Raw genomic sequence first — 17,398 nt, 5'->3', positions numbered from 1 at the left:
CGAATGTCCATTCAACGTACGCAATTTGGCGTGCAGAATACCCACACTTTCCAAACCACAGGAGTTCCCCATGTCTCGCATTCTCGTCACCGGCGGCAACGGTCAAATCGGTTCCGCCCTCATTCCGCTGCTGATCCAGACCGGCCATACGGTCATCAAGGCTACCAGTCGTCCCAGTTCAGAACCGGGCACCGTGCTCTTAAACCTTGCCACCAGCGATGGTCTGCAAACGGCCTTCCAAGGCATCGACCAGGCGTTCCTAATGTGCCCGCCCGGTTATGCGAATCAGCATGAGTTGCTGATTCCGGCGATCGATGCCGCGAAAGCAGCGGGCGTTCAAAAGATCGTGCTGCTGTCGGCGATGGGCGCGAATGCCGATGACCATATTCCGTTTCGTCGGGCCGAGTTGCATCTTGAGCAGTCGGGTTTGGTCTGGAATGTGATCCGCCCGAATTGGTTCATGCAGAACTTCCACACCTTTTGGGTACAAGGCATCCGCGAGCACGGCCAGATTTTTCTGCCGGTCGGCAAGGCGGCTGGCAGCTTTATCGACACCCGCGATGTGGCAGCCGTTGCCGCAGTGCTGTTCAACAGCCAGGCCGAAGACAATCGTGACCTTGATCTGACCGGCAGCGAAGCGTTCGACCACGACCAGATTGCGGCGATTCTCAGTGACGTCGCTGGCCGAACGATCGGCTATACGGACATCAGCGTCGAGGCCATGCGCGAAGGGATGCTTGGTGCCGGCGTTCCCGCCGATTACACGGAATTTCTGCTCGTGATTCTGGATGCGTTCAAGGCGGGCTATGCTGCTCGTGTGACCGAGCATGTGCCGCGCCTATTGGGGCGTGCGCCAATCTCGTTTGTACAATACGCGACGGACCATCGCGCGTCTTGGTTGTGAGGCGGTCGGGCCATTGAGCATTCGCGTTTGTCGCGGTGTGGCCAACGCTTCAATCTGCGGAACGAATCAGTCTCCCACCGATGCCCACGCCACCTCTCGCCACCCCGGACTTGATCCGGGGTGAGTTTGAAGCACTTAGCGCTGCCACGGCTTCAATCTGCGGAACGGAGCGGTCTCCCACCGATCCCCACGCCACCTCTCGTCACCCCGGACTTGATCCGGGGTGAGTTTGACGTTGTTTCGGTATACAAAGGGCTAGCGTCGATCGACGCCGCACCGGCTGATTGCCCACTATCCCAACCATCGGTCGACGCGTGTCCAGACCCTCCTCAGGTCTTCGGCAAAACAAACGCCCGACGCGCCGCCTCGGCAAGCGCGTGGATCGTGCAAGTACGATCATGATCGTTGACCAACCCCGCCGCCTGCATGAACGCATACACGGTGGTCGGCCCAACAAATTTGAATTGCCGCTTCTTTAAATCCTTGGCCAGGGCGACGCATGGCGCTGATTTTTCTGATGCGGGCTCGTTCTTCTTGGGAAGGATCTCGAATTGCCAAAAGTACGCCGCCAAAGTTCCAAATGTTTGCTGAACTGCGAGCCCCGCGCGCGCATTCTGGATCACGGCCTCGATCTTGCCACGATGCCGAACAATGCCCGGATCGGCGAGCAGCCGCGTCACATCGCCCTCATTGAATGCCGCAACCCGGCTCAGCTCAAACTGCGCAAAGCCAGCTCGAAACGCGTCCCGCTTGTTCAAGATCGTGCGCCAGCTGAGCCCCGACTGAAACAACTCCAGACTCAGCTTTTCAAACAAGCGCTGATCGTCGGCAACCGGAAAGCCCCATTCACGATCGTGGTAGGGCTCGAATTCCGGCGCGAAGCCGCACCAGCGGCAGCGGGGCAGGCCATCGGTACCAATGCTGAGCGAAGATTCGGACATGACTGGTCAGTAGGTTGATGAGCGCTGAAGCCTAGCAGGCGCGTCAACGCCAGCGGCAGTGGCGTTCGGGCTGCGGCAACGCGCAGCAGCCCGAATGATGACGTCAATTTCGAACGTGCCCGATGCGCGTTGGACTCACGTGGCGACGATCGCGCGCAACCGCGCCAGCGTGATCTCCTGTGCTTCATTGAGCTCGGGCGCATACGGACGATCGAGCAGTTCGCCAAGCAGGGCCAAGTCGTTGGTTGCATTGCCCAACGTCATGCCACGCTCACCGAGATACCGCTCGATCAAGATGGCATCATCTGTTGGCCACCGATCGAATGGCGATCGATTGTCATCACTGCTGCCATCACGATCAAGCAAGTGCGCAATCAACCAAGCCAGCAGCAAGATCTCGGCCTGCTGCCGTTTTGCTGGCGACAGGGGTGGTGAGCGTGTCGTGCCGCGTTCCATCGGCGCTGACTCGAATGGGGCCTCGCAATAGACCATCGCTGGGCTGGCCGACGCAGGTCCACCGGCAGGCAACCGGTCGAACGCAAGTGTGCCCGGCGCGGGTGCCGACTTCCGCGACAGTGGAATCGACCCTGGCGCGGGTAAAGGCGCTGCGCAGACTACGCCTTCAGAAACCATGTGGGGGACCGAAATGGTCACCAGCATCGAATCGACCTCATTGGCATCTGCTCGAAGTTTGACGAGCACCGCCGACGTCTCGGCGCTCAGCAGTCGATAGCGCATCGCAATCGATTCCCGCGCTGCCTGGTCACGGGTAGCGTCCAAGAGGCGCTTGCCCGCATAGGCACGTGCCGCAGCGTCGTATTCGACTGTGCTCGGTGCGTCAAACTCGAATCGTTGATCCGCCCACTGCGCGCGCACACTGCCTGCGACTGCTTTGACGATGAACAGGGGTAGCAGCCCAGCATCGCCCGGATACAACGGTGCCATCGGTGGCATTCGAGTGCCTTCGGGACACCCCAGTTCCAGCGCGATGGCGCGCCCGGCGCGGGCGCGGCGAAAGTGTCGCATCACGCCGCCATCGATCGGTTCGGCCGGCACCGCCCGTTCCAACACACCCTGCGTCGCATCCGCCAGCGGTTGCAAAGCATCGACACCGGCACTGCTGCCAACGGCAACCACGAACACGCGCACGCCGGCTTGGGCGGCATGTGCGCTCGCGTCACGGAGTTGACTCGGCTGCACGGCACCATCAGTGACCAGAATGATGACCTTGCGCGAATCCGCTCGGTCGCCGCGTTGGAGTGAATGAACTGCAGCATCAAGGGCCGCAGCCATTTCGGTGCCACCGAGATCGGCGTCGATCGTCTGTTGCAAATCAAGCAAGGCGGCCTTGACAGGCGCGCTCGCGGCCATGGGGCGTCGGAACAAAGGCACCAAGCTAGAGCCAAAGCGGATGACGTGGATGCGGTCCTCATTGATCAGCGCATTGGTGATCGCTGCGAGCGCGGCGCGTGATTGCACGATGGCATCACCTGCCATCGAGCCGGAGCAGTCGAGCAACAGGCAAAGATCGATCGGTGCTTGTCGCGTGACGTCGGTTGCGCCTGGCGCAAACAAGGCCAGCAACGCAATCATCTGATCGCCATCGTCGAGCCAGCGAATCTGCGTGACGGGCATGCGCGACAGATCGATCTGTACGACCAGATCGCGATCGAGCATGGCCGACGAAACCTGCAACTGCAGACTGCCCGCGTGACTGGCAAACCGCACGCCTGGGTGTGTGCACGTAATCGGGCATTGTGCCAAGTCGCCGTGGATGGTCACGTCAAGTTCGAGCGGATACTCGACCGCGAAATCGGTCGTCGGGACGGCGTATGGCTCCATGTGGTAGCGGCCATATCGGGGCCGGTGCACTAGTGGCAGCACGAGGCGCGCGGCCGTATCCGAGCAGGCGAGGGCCGTGGCGAAGGTGAGCGTGATGCTGCCCGTTTCGCCGGGCTTCAAGTTGCCCAGATTGAGGCAGAGAAGCCCAGGCTCCAATTGCTCCAAAAGCACCGCGCTATGGCCATGATCGATCGCGTCGTCATAGCGCGTCTCGGCAGTCTTGGTGGGCTGCACGGTGGCGCGCAAGGTGTCGCCAGCCAGGGTCGCGGTCATGCCCAGAAACGCGGCATCGAGCGGCACGGGAATCGTGAAAATCGCTTCAATCGCTTGGCGTGTGTCGTTTCTAAACTCGTGCCGAAGTTCGAATTCGGCGATCAAGCCACGAATGTTGACCCGCAGCGCACTGGCAGCCAGCGGGGTGTTGTTCGGGCGCTTCCGAGTACTGGGAATGGTGCTCAGTATCGATTGGGGGGTGCTCATGGTTCCTCCTCTTGAGCGTTGCCTTGATGCCGGCGCCTATGTGTTTGGCGCTTCCGGCTCAGCCCGGCGACGCATGGGGCTGTGATGGGGTGGGGAATTGCTTCCGGTTCGAGGTCGCTACGACTCCCGAAGCTTTCGGTACGCGTCCTGGACGAGCAGGAACAATTCCCGCAGTTCGGCCTGGGTGAGCTTTGCGCGTTCAGGTGCGACGACCAGTTCCAAGCCATCCGCCAGAATCAAGTGACTGCGCACCTCGATCGCCCCGACGCGACTCGGCGCCATGGGTGGTTCCCGTTTGGCAGCGAGCAAATCGGCGATGGCCTCCAGCGACAATCCTGCGTCCTGCCAGCTTTTGATTCGGAGTAGCGTGGCGAGATGCGCCTCGGTGTAGAACGCACCGCGCTTCTCACCCTCGGGGCCCGGTAGCAAGCCCTTTTGGATGTAGAAGCGGATGGTACGAGCTGGAATATCGGCGCGTTCGCTCAGGTTGTTCAGGCTCAGTTTCATAATAGACATCAGAAGTGGCTAAAACGATGTCTTAAAAGTTCGAGCTTGTCAAGTCTCATCGAGCGCGACGGCAAGTAGCTGTGGCTGACAAAGGGGGTTGGCCATTTCGTTGCATCCGGCTTCATGAAAGTCGCGGAACGCTACTCTGACGAGATTGAGTGTTGGGCGAGTCGCCGTCTGTGGTAGGAATGCGAGCGGCGCGCGTGCGTGCGCCGATGTGAACAACGAGAGGGACCAAGCCATGAGTGATCGCGAACAGGTTTTAAGCGGCTCAGCTTGTCGCATGCTTGCCATGCTCGATCAGAGAGACATCAGTGCGAGCGAGCTCGCAAATTGGCATATTGAACGCATCGAAGCCACGCATCCGGCGCTGAATGCGGTCGTCTGCAAGCGCTTCGATGCCGCCCGCGCAGAGGCACAGCGCGCCGACCAACAGCGCCGCGATGGCGCGCCACTGGGCCCGTTGCACGGTTTACCGATCACGCTGAAAGAATGCCTGCAACTCGCAGGAACACCGGATACGTTTGGCCTGCCCTGGCGCGCGTCACTTCTGGCTGAAACCGATGATGCTTATGTCCAGCAACTTCGACAGGATGGCGCCATCGTGCTCGGCAAAACCAATGTCGCGCAAAGTCTGCTCTATTACGAAACTGACAATCCAGTTTACGGCCGTTCGAACCATCCTAAGCGCGCCGACCGAAGTTGTGGCGGCAGTAGTGGCGGCGAGGCTGCCATCATCGCGGTTGGCGGCTCGGCGCTGGGTTTTGGAACGGATATTGGTGGTAGCTCGCGCATCCCGGCAGCATTTTGCGGCATTCTTGGATTCAAGCCCACCGAGGGCAGAGCGCCCGATTTCGGCGCATATAGTCTGCCGCTCGGGCAGCGCGCGATTCCAAGCCAGATGGGGGTTCTAGCCCGTCATGTTGAAGACTTGACCCTAGGCTTGACCTGTCTCTCGAAAGTGCATTGCCAAGCGACACCGCCCTTGAAGGACCTGCACCAGGTTGAGGTATCTCGACTGCGCATCGGCTTCTATGTCGATGATGGCACTTTGACGCCAGCTCCGGGCATACAGCGCGTCGTACGGGAAGCGGCTGACCGCCTGAGTGCGGCAGGTGCAAGTGTGTTTGCATGGCAACCGCCGAAGGTACCGGAAGCGTTAGGGCTTTACTTCGCCTTGTTGTCGGCAGACGGCGGCCGGGGATTCCGCGAGCTCTTGCGCGATGGACCTGTTGATCCGCGATTGCGCGATCTGTCGCGCCTTGCCGGGCTAAACCGCCCGGTCCGTGCTTTGGCTCGTCTGGTCCTGCGAGGATTGGGTCAACCAACGCTGGCAACGTTTGTCGGTCATTTCGGTCGCCGTTCCGTCGACGAATACTGGCAGCTTCAGGAAGCCCAACGGCGCTATCGCGCCGAATTTGCCGAGGCCATGCGCGCACAGCGAATCGATCTCGTGCTCGGCCCACCGTGCGCACTGCCTGCCTACCGCCATGGTGATGCGCGTGATGTCGGGCTAGGCGGCGGCTATGCCTTGCTTTGGAATCTGCTGGGCTACCCCGCAGGCACGATTGGTGTGAGCGAAGTACGTGCCGACGAAGAGTCAGACCGGCCCGACACGACTGACTGGGTGGTGCGCGCCGCCAAGCAAATCGAGCGCGGCAGTACCGGCCTGCCATTGGCAGTGCAGTTGGCGGCACCGCCTTGGCAGGACCATTTGGTTCTGGCGGCAATGCGGGAGCTTGAGAAGGGGCGGGTCAGCTGAAATCGCCTACGAATTGACTTAAGCAGGGTCGGAAGCGTGTCCCTGACGGACCTATTCCGACCCTCCTTACTGGGGCGGGCCACGAATGGTCCGCCCGTGCAAGACCAGCAGCACCGGCGCGGGTTTCGAGTCCGGCCATGTGCCGGATTCGAAACGACAGCTGTCGAATACAAAACTCAAAGACTGTCGTGTTTCAACCATAGCCCTTTGCAAAGGCGATCTGCCGATGCGTCCTACTCGCCTTCGATGACTTCATAGTCGTGCGAGCCAATCGTCTGCCCATCCATTTTGACATCCAGTCGATAGCTGCCCGTTGGCCATTCGCGCGGCAGCGACACCTTGGCCGAGATGGTATTGGCAATTAGCGCGCCGCTTTCGAACTGGCTGACCTTGATGTTCTGGCCGGCGCTGGTATCCACCGCCCAGAATTCGACGACGAAGGTATGGCTGCCGAGCTTGGTTTCATCGAGCGCGATCTCGAAATGCTGGACCTGATCGGCTTTTGCAAATACACGCACCTCTTCTCCGGCCTCGCCTTCATCGTCCAAATGCAGACTCACCGACTCAATGCCAACGGCCAAAGCACTGGATGCAAAACCCATCAGCGTCACGAACAAGAGCTTCTGAAGCACGTGCATACCGCCCCCCTTTTGAGCGAGTGTGAAGCCTGGAGCGTAGCCGATCGCAGCGGGCCAGCAAGTCGAAACCTGACGCCGCGAAAATGTTTGCAATCCGCACTTTCACGACGCGCCAGGGCCGTCGCGATGCGCGGTTGACTCATGTTGCTGCGATCAATTCAGGTCGATCGCACGGTCCAAAGAACGCTCCGACTGAAACGCCCGCAGCTCCCCGGAGATCGGATCGACAAAGCGAAGTGTTTTCGCCAATAACTGCAGCGGCCTGGAGAAATCATCGGGCGCGGCGGGCAAGTGGGCCGGATAGATCGGGTCATTCAGAATCGGCATGCCAAGCGCGTTCATGTGCGCCCGCAGTTGATGCTTTTTTCCAGTAATCGGCTGCAACCGAAAATGCCCCAGACCGCTGACCGGGTCAGAGCCGATCAAGTCGATGATCGTCTCCGAGTTTGGCGCTCCCGCTGCCACGCGCATCTGCATGAAGTTGTCGCTCTCTTCCAGTCTTGCCTGATAGCGGAGCGGAAACGCGCAGTCCGGATGCAAAGGCGCAACGGCCTCGTAGGACTTCTGCACCGCCTTGCTGTGGAACAGCGATTGGTACGCGCCTCGCGTTTCGGGTTGGATGACAAAAGCGACTAACCCCGCGGTATCGCGATCGATCCGATGCATGGGCGTCAGCGTGTCGATGCCGGTGGCGCGCTTCAAGCGCACCAGCAGCGTTTCCTGGACGTATTGTCCGGCCGGCATGACCGATAGAAAGTGGGGTTTGTCGGCCACCACCAGGTACTCGTCCTGAAACAAAATCGGCGCGGCAAATGGCACCGGCACTTCGTGTGCCAGATCCCGGTAGTAATGAATCCGCGCTTGGCCTCGGAAAGGCTGATCTGCACTTAAGGCTTGGCCCGCTGCATCCAGCACCGCACCGGCCGCAAAGCGTGCCGCCCAAGTCTCAGCCGGAATCGTCGGAAAGCGCTCGATCAAGTACTCCAGGACCGTTGACCAAGGGCCTTTGTTCGGCAGCGTCACCGAGCTGGCGCCGACGCCATTGCGAACCAGGCTGCGCTTATCGCTTGGCATCATTCGCGAGGCGCCGCGCCCGGTTCAATCGAAACGCACCGTCGGCATCGCCTTCATAGACGGACTCAAGACTGGTGCCGGTTTCCTGCAAGTGCGTATCGAGCGCAATGCGGTTGTCGAATACAAAGCACTCGCCGAGCCAATCCTGATCGGCATCCGGCATCTTCTGAAAATAGCTGATGATGCCGCCTTCGAGCTGATACGCGGTCACGCCCAAGTCTTTGAGCCAAGCCGTGGTCTTTTCGCAGCGAATGCCGCCGGTGCAGTACATCGCGATCTTCTTGTTCTCGGCCTGCCAAGTGGGCAGATTCGCTTTGACGTATTCGGGGAAATCGCGAAAGCTCTGCACGCCCGGATCGATGGCGGCCTTGAATCGACCGAGCCGATACTCGAAGCTGTTCCGATTATCGAGCAGCACCACGTCGTCGCGCTTGATGAACTCGCGCCATTCGGCGGGCGACAGGTTCACCCCGGTGTTGCGGCCGTCGACGCCGTCGATACCGATCGGCAGAATCTCGGCGCGATGATGCACCTTCATGCGCCCGAACGGTGCCGTCTTGCAGGGGCTGTGCTTGAAGACAATGTCCGCGAATGCACCTGCGAACAACGGGTCGTTGCGCAAGGCTTGTTCGAATGTGGCGAGCGCGTCAGCCGTGCCTGCAATCATGCCGTTGATGCCTTCCTCGGCGAGCAGGATGCTGCCCTGGATTTGCGCCGACAGAACGCGAAGGTGTGCAGCCCAGGCCGCTGGATTGGCGATTGGCACGAATTTGTAGAACGAGGAGTGGATCAGTTCGGCAGCGGTCACGGGCGGCAAGCTTGGGCAGGGTAGCGCCGCATTGTCCGCGCTCGCGCTAGAGGGGGCAACTCAGGGAATGCGAGTCGGGTCCGTGGCGCCCCCGCCTCTCAGAAAACATGACTGATCGCCCGATTGCCTGGGTCCCGACTTGCCAGGCTGTGTGAGAACACCTCCACCTGCCCGAACGGACCAAAAGTGTTCGATTGCTGTTGCCACTATTGTCGTCATCCTGGAAGCCGCGCAGCGGGTTCCGGGATCCAGGGCAATCTTGCGCCGTGCTTGCAAACCAGGCGCACGGCACTCCAGATTGAACGTTCGACGCAAGATTGCCCTGGATCCCGGCTGCGCCAGGATGACGACAATAGGGTTTGTTACCGCGAGGCGCGGCTGACGCCGACCGGGTGATACTCAATGCTTGAGGCGGCTTCAGCCTGATTGCAATACCCCTAATTTCAAGTTGATTCCACCGTTGGGGGCGTTTTCACACAGTCTGCTGCGCCGGAGCGACGGCAATGAGTTTTTAGGCGCCACGGCAGCCATTCCCAAACCAGTTGTGGCCAACGCGGACTTGATCCAGAGCCAAGGGCAAGCCTGCAACCTGGTACTCCCAGCGGACTACATCGGTGCGCGCTGCCACGTCATTTCGATATTGCCAAGCACGTTCTGTCAACCCAAGTCCTCCCTCGGCGTTTGGATTCCCAAATTGCGTTCTCAAGCGCGCAAGAATTTCAAAAGCCAAACCTCGCCCAGTCAGCATGATGAGCCACGCTATGAACCGAATCTTCAATTTCCTGGTTGGTTTCTCCGTGCTCGCGACCAGCATTGCCACCCAAGCGCAAACGGCCTTGCCCTCGGTCGATCCGCTGTACCAAGTGGTGGTCGAATCCGCGATCGCTTACGGACAGGGCGAGGTTCGCACGCCCACCCCAGGCGGCAAGAACTTGCTGCTGGATCTGTATCGGCCAGTCGGCGCCAACACAACGGGCGAGAGGAGCCCAGCGGTAGTGATCATTCACGGCGGCGGATTTACTGGCGGCACGCGGACGCAAGCCGAACTCGCGACCATTGCTCGCGCGCTGGCGGCGCGCGGATTCGTAGCAGTGTCGATCGACTACCGATTGGTGCCGGACAGTCCGGTCCCCAGCGCTCGCGTGGCGAGTCTGGTCGGCCCTGCCACTATGGGGCTCAGCGGCGCCGATCTGGCACAACGCACGGCTGCCGTTGCTGCCATCGACGACGCATTGACCTCAGTCGATTGGCTCCAAGCCAATGCGGACCGCTACAACATCGAGCCCACCCAGATCGGCTTGTTGGGTGGCTCCGCCGGTGCAATCACTGCAGTGCATCTGGCCTACGTCTTGGATGACTACAACATCGCCGCGATGCCGTTTAGTTTCGTCGTTGATCTCTGGGGTGCCAGCCTCATTCCCGCGAACGACCCCATTGCCGCAGCAAATAATTTGGAAGCGCGTGAACCACCGCTCTTCGTGATCCACGGCACCAATGACCCAACGGTGCCATTTGCCGCTTCAGAGCTGCTCGTAGACCGCGCGCAGAGTCAACAAGTACCACACGAGTTCTACCCGATTGCAGGAGCCGGTCATGGCTTTGGCGGCGTCACCATCTTTAACCTGGAAGCCAGCCCGGGCGTCACGTTATTTGAGCGACTGATAGAGTGGACCGTGCAGACCGTTCGCGGCCAACGGACCGTCACGATCAACTACGGCATGGTCGGCACCTGGCTTGACCCAGCCATACCCGGACAAGGCTTCTTCTTCGATGTCGAGCCCATCAGCAAGACGTTCGTCGTATCGTGGGTGACCTATGACCGTGCCGCCGGAGGCAATGGTGGTTCGATTCCTGGCAGCGAACAACGATGGTTCACCGCACAAGGGCGCTATCTCGGCAATCGTGCCGATTTGACCGTTTTTCAGAGCCGATTTGGCCAGTTCAATCGCGCAGCACCCGTGACGACGACACCCGTAGGCACCATGACGATTGAGTTCAGCGACTGCGATCACGCGATGCTTGCCTTCGAACTTCCAACATTCAACGAGGCGGGCACTGTGCCCATCGCTCGACTGATGCCGGATGTGTTGTGCCGAGCAAACAACCCCGATGGCAATTGAACATTGGATCGGCCAATGCTCACGGCAGCGCTACTGCGCCTTGAGGTTGCGGCGAGCGATTGCAGTCGCGCGAACTTAACGAGGAGGCCAGGACCGTCTCGACGCATTGCGGTCAACGCCCATTTGGCCGCAACGTCGACCTTCAGGATGGCCCATTCCGGGTTGCCACCGGAGCCGGATCCGGCGCACACTTGGCCATCATTCTGGAGCCCACCCTCATGAGTCTGAACTTGATCACCGTGCTCACTCTCGGCGCTGGCAATTTGGTCGCGGCGGCGCCGCCTGCCCTGTCGGCGAGCAGCAGCATTGAACTGCGCATGGCTGACTGTGGTGGTGAAGACGAAGACCGCACCTTGCGCGAAATCATCACCAAGAACGCGCGTTTTGACGTGATCGACCGCTACGGCGAGCCCTTGCAGGTCGTCAAGCACGTGGCGTGGCGGAAGCAAAGCAATTGCATGGAGGGCAGCGAGGGCAAGGTCGACTTCGAAGTGACCCTGCATCCGCGCGATGGGAGTGCTGCTTCGAAGCCTTTGCGCTTCAATACTGAAGGTGAGGAGCCATTGGTGCTCGCGTATTGGGATTGGCCCATGCTCCGCGTCACGCAGGCGGGCTGCTGCGGGTCTGAGGATGGTTACCGATACTTTGATCCAAATACGGGCAAATTGGTGGGCGTCTCGTCGGTCGAGCCCTTGCCCCTGCAAGTGATCAACAATGCTGCCGACAGCGGCCTGGAACAAGGCACGATTCAGCGCTATGTGTTTGCCCACGGCGCGACCAGCGCGGCGTTTGATGCCGAAGCAGCCACGGGGCAGGAGCCTGTTGCGGAGCTGACGTTCTCAGGACCGGATCACGCCCCACAGCGGGTGCTGCTGCAACAGCCAGTGCCCAGCAATGACGCCGAATCCGGGCCTTGGAGCGTACGCGCCATGCGCTTTGTGGGCGAGGGCATCGATGAACAAGGGCGAACGCTTTGGGTTGACGGTGGCCCGCCGAAGACGGCACAGGTTGATGGTCTGACCTTGGAGCTTGATGTCGAATGCCAGTGCGAAGCCGAGCCGCGCACGCTGAGAGTCCGCTTAAGCCAGGATCGCCTCGTTGATACAGGCTTGAAGGCGCAGCACATCAGTCTGGTGCCGATGCGTTAAATGGGGCTTGCGACCGCGTGTCTGGAAGCGGTTGGCTTCGTTCACGTACAACCAAAGACTGCTCGCTGCAAACAATCGCCCCCTATTGTCGTCACCCCGGCGTAGCAGCCTGTGTGAAAACGTTTGGGTAGAACCGTTATCGCGATTTCAACGAACGCCCTGTTCCCCTGAAAGGACGTCAAACTCACCCCGGATCAAGTCCGGGGTGACGAGAGGTGGATTGGGGATATTTGGGAAACCGCGCCTTTGGGCGATCTGAAGCACCGGTTTTGCCACGCCAAACATTTTCGCGATTCGTCGCCCCGGACTTGATCCGGGGCGGGTTTCAAGTTCGCGGCAATCTCACCTGTTGCTTGCTGACACAAAACCACCCGTCGACGGCGCGCCGTTCAATTGCAGCCGCAGGCTGGCGCAAACGCCCAACATTAGACCCCGCGATTACCCTGTGCTCCCGCCTGCGCCGGAGCGACAGCGATAAGGTTTGGCGTATCGATACAAGCAGCCAGCACCATTCGCGCGATTTCTGCCGCCCATTCCAAATGCGAGCGAATCCTGCCAGCTCAGGCCGAATCAGTAAATCTCATACTCCACTTGAAAGCGAGCCTGGCTATCGGGGCCGTCACTGCCAACACTGCCAAGTACCGCAGCATTCCAATTGAGTTTGTCGCCATTGGCGAGCTTTTGCTGACCAAACAGGGCCGGGCCAAGGCGGTGCTCGTCGACATCGCCCAGGTGATCAAGCGCGCCCAGGTCACCAAAGCCCTGCAGACCAAACTCCAGGGCCTCGCGACCGCGCCAGCGGGTTTCCCAGCCGTAAACGAGCTCGGTGTCGTGGCCCGAGCCCAGCTCGCGCTGCAACTGCAAGTTGACCGTGGCAATCAGGGCGCTGAATTCCTTTTGCAGCAGCGGGCCGATCTTGATTTCGTCGTCGCCGTCTTCGAACTTGTGTTCATACTCGGCGAGTAAGCCAAAGTCGACCGCATATTGACCGGGTTCGCCGAACACGAAGATGTTCTCCCACTCGAACGCCTCCAACTCGCCCCCTGCGCCAGAGTCGCCTTCGTACTCCAGCACCAACTCGGTCTTCCAGCGATCGGTCGGCGTATACGCCAAGTCGAGAATGAACTTACGCTCGTACACGTCGCCCTCGTCCAACCAAGTGCCGCGAAACTCGATTTCCTTCTCGCCACGTTCGACGGACGGGTGATAGATCTTGTCCGAGGGGCCGGCCGAAGCGACGGAGGCAACCAAGGTCATCAGGAGTGCGCTGGCGATCAGGGTCGCGCGGCGGTTTTGCAGGGGGATCCCCATGTGTTCATTCCTAAGAAAAGAGAAAGCGCGATGATGGTATCGGCCAGAATTTGCACGCCCAAGGGGCGGGCCTGACAGCCGATCAAAGGGTGCAGTGTTTGCGACGCTGCGCGTGACGGCGGCAACAGTGCCGATGATAGACGCCGCTTTCAGCACCTCTCGAAAGACCAGATCAAACTGCTAAGGAGCCTCTGAACAGGTTCAGAGGCGATGCGGGCCATGGATGGCCCGCCCAGAATCGAGCACGCAAGTGCTTGATTCTGGTGCAATGAGTCCGGACATGTGCCGGACTCATTGTGAGTCTGAAAGTCCAGGATGGACTTATTCAGACCCTCCCTAAACATACGGGGCAGCGAGGCTTGCTGAATCACTCGACCATCAGCACGCCTTGCGCGCTGGCTTCATGAATCTCACCGACGAAGGGATAGCGCCCGGATTTCAAAGGCCCGATAAAGATCACTGCCTTGCTGCCGCCCGGAATCACCTTTTCGCGATTGAGCGCGTGGCTCTCGAACTCTTCCGGAGTCGGGTCATCATTGTGGACAACCAAACGCACTTTCACGCCGGCAGGAATCTTGAGCTCGCTCGGTGTGAATTGGTGGTCCTTGATGCGCAGCTCAAAGGCGGGCGGCTCGGCGTGAAGCGGCAAAGCAGTAAGCAAACCGAGGCTCAGTCCCGCAACGGGAAAAAATCCAAAAGTACGCATCAAAAGTCCCGTCATTACGAATCGTTCACATTATGGCGCGGGGGCATTTTGTCCACAAGGGAGCCTCGGGACGGGTTCAAAGGCGAGGCGGACCATGCGTGGCGCGCCCATGATTGCGCAAGTCAATGCCTGATTTTAGGCATCGAGTCCGGACACGCACCACTCGTCGCGAACGTCGCGCTCGTCGTGCCAATCGCTTGGCAAACCTCCGCCATCATCTTGCTTTCCGTCTCAACCGCTGAGACGTCGTTGCTTCAGCCTTAGATTGAGCTGAACCGACCCGGTTGAGGAGACATGTGATGACGGCTAACACGGTGTTCGACGACCTGCGGACGGCATTGGCGGAGGAGGCGTTCGACGGGCTCGCGGTGGGCATTGATCTCGGCACGACCAAGAGCTGCATTGCGGTCGCGCGCTTTGAGGACGGCGAGATCGTCTGCGACTGCCAAACCATCGACGAGCCCGGGCAGCCGGAGGGCCAAATCGCGGTGCCCTCGGTGGTGGCCGTGACCGACGGCGAAGCGATTGTGGGTCACGCCGCCAAACGATTGGCGCGCACACCGCGATACATCCAGCACCGGGGCTCGTTCACCGAGACCAAGAACGAGATTGGCCTGCGCCACACGTATGCGCGGGCGCCGCAGGGCTTTCAATCGGCCACCGAGATTGCCGCGCACATCATCCAATACTTGTTCGAAGCCTCCGGGCTCAATGCCGGGCCCATCGCCAATCCAATGGTCATCACCGTGCCGGCGTCGTTTCATGGCGCACAGCGCACCGCCACGCTGGACGCTGCGTCGCTGCTGTTCGACGTGTATCAGGACGTGCGCTTGCTGGACGAGCCGTATGCGGCCGTGCTCGACTTGCTCCACCGACATCCAGAAGCCGCTGGCGATCACCTGAAAGCCGGCGCCACCTGGCTCGTGTTCGACTTCGGCGGCGGCACCTGTGACGTGGCCTTGTTCACGCTGCAAGCATCGGCCACCGCAGCACTCGCGCCGCGACTGCTGGCGACCAGCCGTTATCACCGGATTGGCGGGGGCGACATCGACCGCGCGATTGTGCATGGCCACCTGATCCCCACGTTGTTGGAGCGCTATAAGCTTGAGCGCACCGCCGTGACCTTCGCCGACAAGCGCCGCCGCTTCGAGCCCGTGTTGTTGCCCGTCGCCGAACAACTGAAGCGGGCGCTCTGCCAGCGCCTGCGAGCGCAGCGCGAAGCAGGGGACGACACCAGTGCCGTGGCGGTGGTCTCGGCGGGCGATCACTGCATCGAATGGAACCAGCGCGAACTCTTTTTGAGCGACGCGTGCCTGGATCAAGCGACGTTCGAAAAGCTGCTGCGCCCCTTCCTCAACCCGCACCCGGACAAATCCGTTTCGGACGAGTTTGTCGAGCGCGACTCGGTGTTCCGGCCGATTCACCAAGTACTCGCGCGTGCCGGTTTGCAACCTGATGCGATCGATCTCGTGTTGCTTGCGGGCTCCAGCAGCCGCATCCCGCAGGTGCAAGACGCCTTGCAGCAGTATTTCGCTGAGGCCGAACTGGTCGAACTCGGCGACGATCGCGATGTACAAGGCGCCATCGCGCGTGGCGCCGCGTTACAGGCGCTCGCGATCGCCGCGACCGATAAACCCCTGATCGCACCGGCCTCCAGCGCTGACCTCAGTTTACGCACCCGACAAGGCTTGGTGCCGTTGGCCAAGGCCGGCGCCATGTTGCCCGCGGCGTCCAACGCGCCGATTGTGGTGTACGCGCCCGCGACCGTTGCCGACCGGCCGGTGGATCTCGCGATTGAAGTGATCGCCGACGGCGGACGCGTGGTGGGCCGTTCGATCTGGCAACTCGAGGCACCCGTTACGCAAGGTGAGCCACTCGCGGTGGCGTGGCTACTCGATGAGAACCAATGCCTGACGCTCCGCTTGCGCCGCCTCGCCGATGCCGACGGCGACCCTGAGTTCGAACAGCGCTTCGACGCGCCGCTCACGCACACAGATCAAGGCCAAGTGGCGCGTTGCCGCTTGCTCGAATCGGAGGAGATGATCCGCTGCAGTCTGATTCCAGACCATCAGCTCGGCAAAGCGTTTGAGCAGATGGCGCGCGATGCCGCCCGCATTGGCCATCTCGAGCGCGCGCTGCATTACATCTCCTGCGCCGTGCAGCACGATGGCCCCACGTTCAATCTGCTCAACCTGCGCGCGATTTATCTCGAAGAACTCGGCGATCGTGATCGCGCCGAATCCGTTTACCGCCAGGCCGCCGAGTCGCCCATGGCCGGTTTCAACCTGGCGTTGTTCCTGCACAAGAGCAAACGCCATCAAGAAGCACTGGAGATCATCGAGCAGACGCTTGAGCGCAATAACCAGCCCGCATATCTGGTCCTCAAAGGCGACATTGTTGCCGCACTCGGCGAGCCAACCAAGGCCCGCTTGATCCACCAAGATGCGATCAGCCGCGTCGCCGACCCGAGCAAGCAATCCCAGTGGAGCTTGGGCTGGCTGTCCCGATGCGCCCAATCGCTCGGCCACCCCGAGCTCGCCCAAAAATTTCGCGATGCCAGCACCGCGCAGGCCGAAGCAGAAGAGGACAGCGCCCTACAAGGCGCCGTTCTACCCGAACGCGACGATGGCCACCACGAAACGAGGGCCGCCGCATGACCAAGATGTCCTGGAGCATTCACCATTGCCCACTCGCCATGCGCTGCCACGCCCGCTGGGAGAAGTTGGAACCGGTGCAGGGTGACGATTCCATCCGATTCTGCGCTACCTGCGAACGCTCGGTGTATCTGTGCCAGACCGATGCGGACTTAGCAAAGCACAGCGCATTGCGGCGGTGTGTGGCGTTGGAGGTGGTGCACGTTGGCGTGGCGTATATCGGTGAACCGTCGATCGAGTCGCTTGAAGAAGTATTGCAAGACGAGTCACCGCCTTGAACACCACGGCGCCAGCCGCGCCTCGGATCACCGCATCACTATTGTCGTCATCCTGGAGGCCGCACAGCGGATTCCGGGATACAGGGCAATCTTGCCGGACAGCTTTCGCAGCTAACGAAGTCATGGCCGGCGCCTGCCGCACCTCGAATCACCGCATCACTATTGTCGTCATCCTGGAAGCCGCGCAGCGGGTTCCGGGATCCAGGGCAATCTTGCCGAACCCCT

At 60.6% G+C, this 17,398-nt stretch carries 14 protein-coding genes; 6 read left to right on the top strand and 8 right to left on the bottom strand.

Annotation, left to right across the window (positions count from 1 at the left end; genetic code table 11):
• Nucleotides 1–70 precede the first annotated feature (70 nt).
• Complete coding sequence (locus C7S18_RS11465) at nucleotides 71–904, top strand: SDR family oxidoreductase (protein ID WP_106891696.1); 834 nt, start codon at nucleotides 71–73, stop codon at nucleotides 902–904.
• A 329-nt stretch (nucleotides 905–1,233) separates the two neighbouring features.
• On the opposite strand, the gene C7S18_RS11460 is transcribed toward C7S18_RS11465, so the two are convergent.
• The 3 genes from C7S18_RS11460 to C7S18_RS11450 form a co-directional block, all read right to left on the bottom strand.
• Nucleotides 1,234–1,845 carry a DNA-3-methyladenine glycosylase I gene (locus C7S18_RS11460; RefSeq protein WP_106891695.1) on the bottom strand — a complete coding sequence of 204 codons (612 nt, stop codon included), beginning with the start codon at nucleotides 1,843–1,845 and terminating at the stop codon, nucleotides 1,234–1,236.
• A 135-nt stretch (nucleotides 1,846–1,980) separates the two neighbouring features.
• Nucleotides 1,981–4,167, bottom strand: a complete 2,187-nt coding sequence (locus C7S18_RS11455) for a VIT domain-containing protein (protein ID WP_106891694.1) — start codon at nucleotides 4,165–4,167, stop codon at nucleotides 1,981–1,983.
• A 117-nt stretch (nucleotides 4,168–4,284) separates the two neighbouring features.
• Nucleotides 4,285–4,683, bottom strand: coding sequence for a MerR family transcriptional regulator (locus tag C7S18_RS11450; protein WP_206207897.1), 399 nt, complete (start codon nucleotides 4,681–4,683; stop codon nucleotides 4,285–4,287).
• A 232-nt stretch (nucleotides 4,684–4,915) separates the two neighbouring features.
• On the opposite strand from C7S18_RS11450, the gene C7S18_RS11445 reads away from it, so the two are divergent.
• On the top strand, nucleotides 4,916–6,436 hold the full coding sequence (locus tag C7S18_RS11445; RefSeq protein WP_106891692.1) for an amidase family protein: 1,521 nt from the start codon (nucleotides 4,916–4,918) through the stop codon (nucleotides 6,434–6,436).
• Nucleotides 6,437–6,669: 233 nt separating this feature from the next.
• Here C7S18_RS11445 and C7S18_RS11440 read toward each other — a convergent pair whose 3' ends face one another.
• From C7S18_RS11440 to trhO, 3 genes are all read right to left on the bottom strand, one after another.
• Nucleotides 6,670–7,074: a hypothetical protein gene (locus C7S18_RS11440; protein ID WP_106891691.1), complete on the bottom strand. Its 405-nt coding sequence runs from the start codon at nucleotides 7,072–7,074 to the stop codon at nucleotides 6,670–6,672.
• A 153-nt stretch (nucleotides 7,075–7,227) separates the two neighbouring features.
• Nucleotides 7,228–8,151 (bottom strand): pseudouridine synthase, encoded by a 924-nt coding sequence (locus tag C7S18_RS11435; RefSeq protein WP_106891690.1) that lies wholly within the window; start codon nucleotides 8,149–8,151, stop codon nucleotides 7,228–7,230.
• Nucleotides 8,135–8,956 (bottom strand): oxygen-dependent tRNA uridine(34) hydroxylase TrhO, encoded by an 822-nt coding sequence (gene trhO / locus C7S18_RS11430; RefSeq protein ID WP_206207896.1) that lies wholly within the window; start codon nucleotides 8,954–8,956, stop codon nucleotides 8,135–8,137. The genes C7S18_RS11435 and trhO overlap by 17 nt, the downstream gene beginning before the upstream one ends.
• Before the next feature lie 761 nt (nucleotides 8,957–9,717).
• Here trhO and C7S18_RS11420 point away from each other — a divergent pair.
• On the top strand, nucleotides 9,718–11,076 hold the full coding sequence (locus C7S18_RS11420; RefSeq protein ID WP_170113231.1) for an alpha/beta hydrolase: 1,359 nt from the start codon (nucleotides 9,718–9,720) through the stop codon (nucleotides 11,074–11,076).
• Between the two features lie 218 nt (nucleotides 11,077–11,294).
• Nucleotides 11,295–12,224: a hypothetical protein gene (locus C7S18_RS11415; RefSeq protein WP_146151890.1), complete on the top strand. Its 930-nt coding sequence runs from the start codon at nucleotides 11,295–11,297 to the stop codon at nucleotides 12,222–12,224.
• Between the two features lie 570 nt (nucleotides 12,225–12,794).
• On the opposite strand, the gene C7S18_RS11410 is transcribed toward C7S18_RS11415, so the two are convergent.
• On the bottom strand, nucleotides 12,795–13,535 hold the full coding sequence (locus C7S18_RS11410; protein WP_106891685.1) for a hypothetical protein: 741 nt from the start codon (nucleotides 13,533–13,535) through the stop codon (nucleotides 12,795–12,797).
• A gap of 367 nt (nucleotides 13,536–13,902) precedes the next feature.
• A complete protein-coding gene (locus C7S18_RS11400) occupies nucleotides 13,903–14,256 on the bottom strand; it encodes a cupredoxin domain-containing protein (RefSeq protein WP_240623885.1) in 354 nt (117 codons plus the stop codon).
• A 284-nt stretch (nucleotides 14,257–14,540) separates the two neighbouring features.
• On the opposite strand from C7S18_RS11400, the gene C7S18_RS11395 reads away from it, so the two are divergent.
• Complete coding sequence (locus tag C7S18_RS11395; protein ID WP_106891683.1) at nucleotides 14,541–16,898, top strand: Hsp70 family protein; 2,358 nt, start codon at nucleotides 14,541–14,543, stop codon at nucleotides 16,896–16,898.
• The gene (locus C7S18_RS11390) at nucleotides 16,895–17,173 is read left to right on the top strand and encodes a hypothetical protein (protein ID WP_146151889.1); all 279 of its coding nucleotides are present in this window, start codon (nucleotides 16,895–16,897) and stop codon (nucleotides 17,171–17,173) included. The genes C7S18_RS11395 and C7S18_RS11390 overlap by 4 nt, the downstream gene beginning before the upstream one ends.
• Nucleotides 17,174–17,398 lie beyond the last annotated feature (225 nt).

It is taken from the genome of Ahniella affigens (assembly GCF_003015185.1).
Taxonomy (GTDB): Bacteria; Pseudomonadota; Gammaproteobacteria; order Xanthomonadales; family Ahniellaceae; genus Ahniella; species Ahniella affigens.
The sequence above is the reverse complement of the archived record's forward strand: the minus strand, read 5'-3'. Positions and strand labels throughout refer to the sequence as shown.

Excerpts from the sequence above, each read along its gene's own strand:
- C7S18_RS11435 (WP_106891690.1), bottom strand. The coding sequence starts at position 8,151 with ATGATGCCAAGCGATAAGCGCAGCCTGGTTCGCAATGGCGTCGGCGCC.
- C7S18_RS11455 (WP_106891694.1), bottom strand. The coding sequence starts at position 4,167 with ATGAGCACCCCCCAATCGATACTGAGCACCATTCCCAGTACTCGGAAG.
- C7S18_RS11445 (WP_106891692.1), top strand. The coding sequence starts at position 4,916 with ATGAGTGATCGCGAACAGGTTTTAAGCGGCTCAGCTTGTCGCATGCTT.
- C7S18_RS11465 (WP_106891696.1), top strand. The coding sequence starts at position 71 with ATGTCTCGCATTCTCGTCACCGGCGGCAACGGTCAAATCGGTTCCGCC.
- C7S18_RS11440 (WP_106891691.1), bottom strand. The coding sequence starts at position 7,074 with ATGCACGTGCTTCAGAAGCTCTTGTTCGTGACGCTGATGGGTTTTGCA.
- C7S18_RS11415 (WP_146151890.1), top strand. The coding sequence starts at position 11,295 with ATGAGTCTGAACTTGATCACCGTGCTCACTCTCGGCGCTGGCAATTTG.
- C7S18_RS11400 (WP_240623885.1), bottom strand. The coding sequence starts at position 14,256 with ATGACGGGACTTTTGATGCGTACTTTTGGATTTTTTCCCGTTGCGGGA.
- C7S18_RS11450 (WP_206207897.1), bottom strand. The coding sequence starts at position 4,683 with ATGTCTATTATGAAACTGAGCCTGAACAACCTGAGCGAACGCGCCGAT.
- C7S18_RS11460 (WP_106891695.1), bottom strand. The coding sequence starts at position 1,845 with ATGTCCGAATCTTCGCTCAGCATTGGTACCGATGGCCTGCCCCGCTGC.
- C7S18_RS11395 (WP_106891683.1), top strand. The coding sequence starts at position 14,541 with ATGACGGCTAACACGGTGTTCGACGACCTGCGGACGGCATTGGCGGAG.
- C7S18_RS11390 (WP_146151889.1), top strand. The coding sequence starts at position 16,895 with ATGACCAAGATGTCCTGGAGCATTCACCATTGCCCACTCGCCATGCGC.
- C7S18_RS11410 (WP_106891685.1), bottom strand. The coding sequence starts at position 13,535 with ATGGGGATCCCCCTGCAAAACCGCCGCGCGACCCTGATCGCCAGCGCA.
- C7S18_RS11420 (WP_170113231.1), top strand. The coding sequence starts at position 9,718 with ATGAACCGAATCTTCAATTTCCTGGTTGGTTTCTCCGTGCTCGCGACC.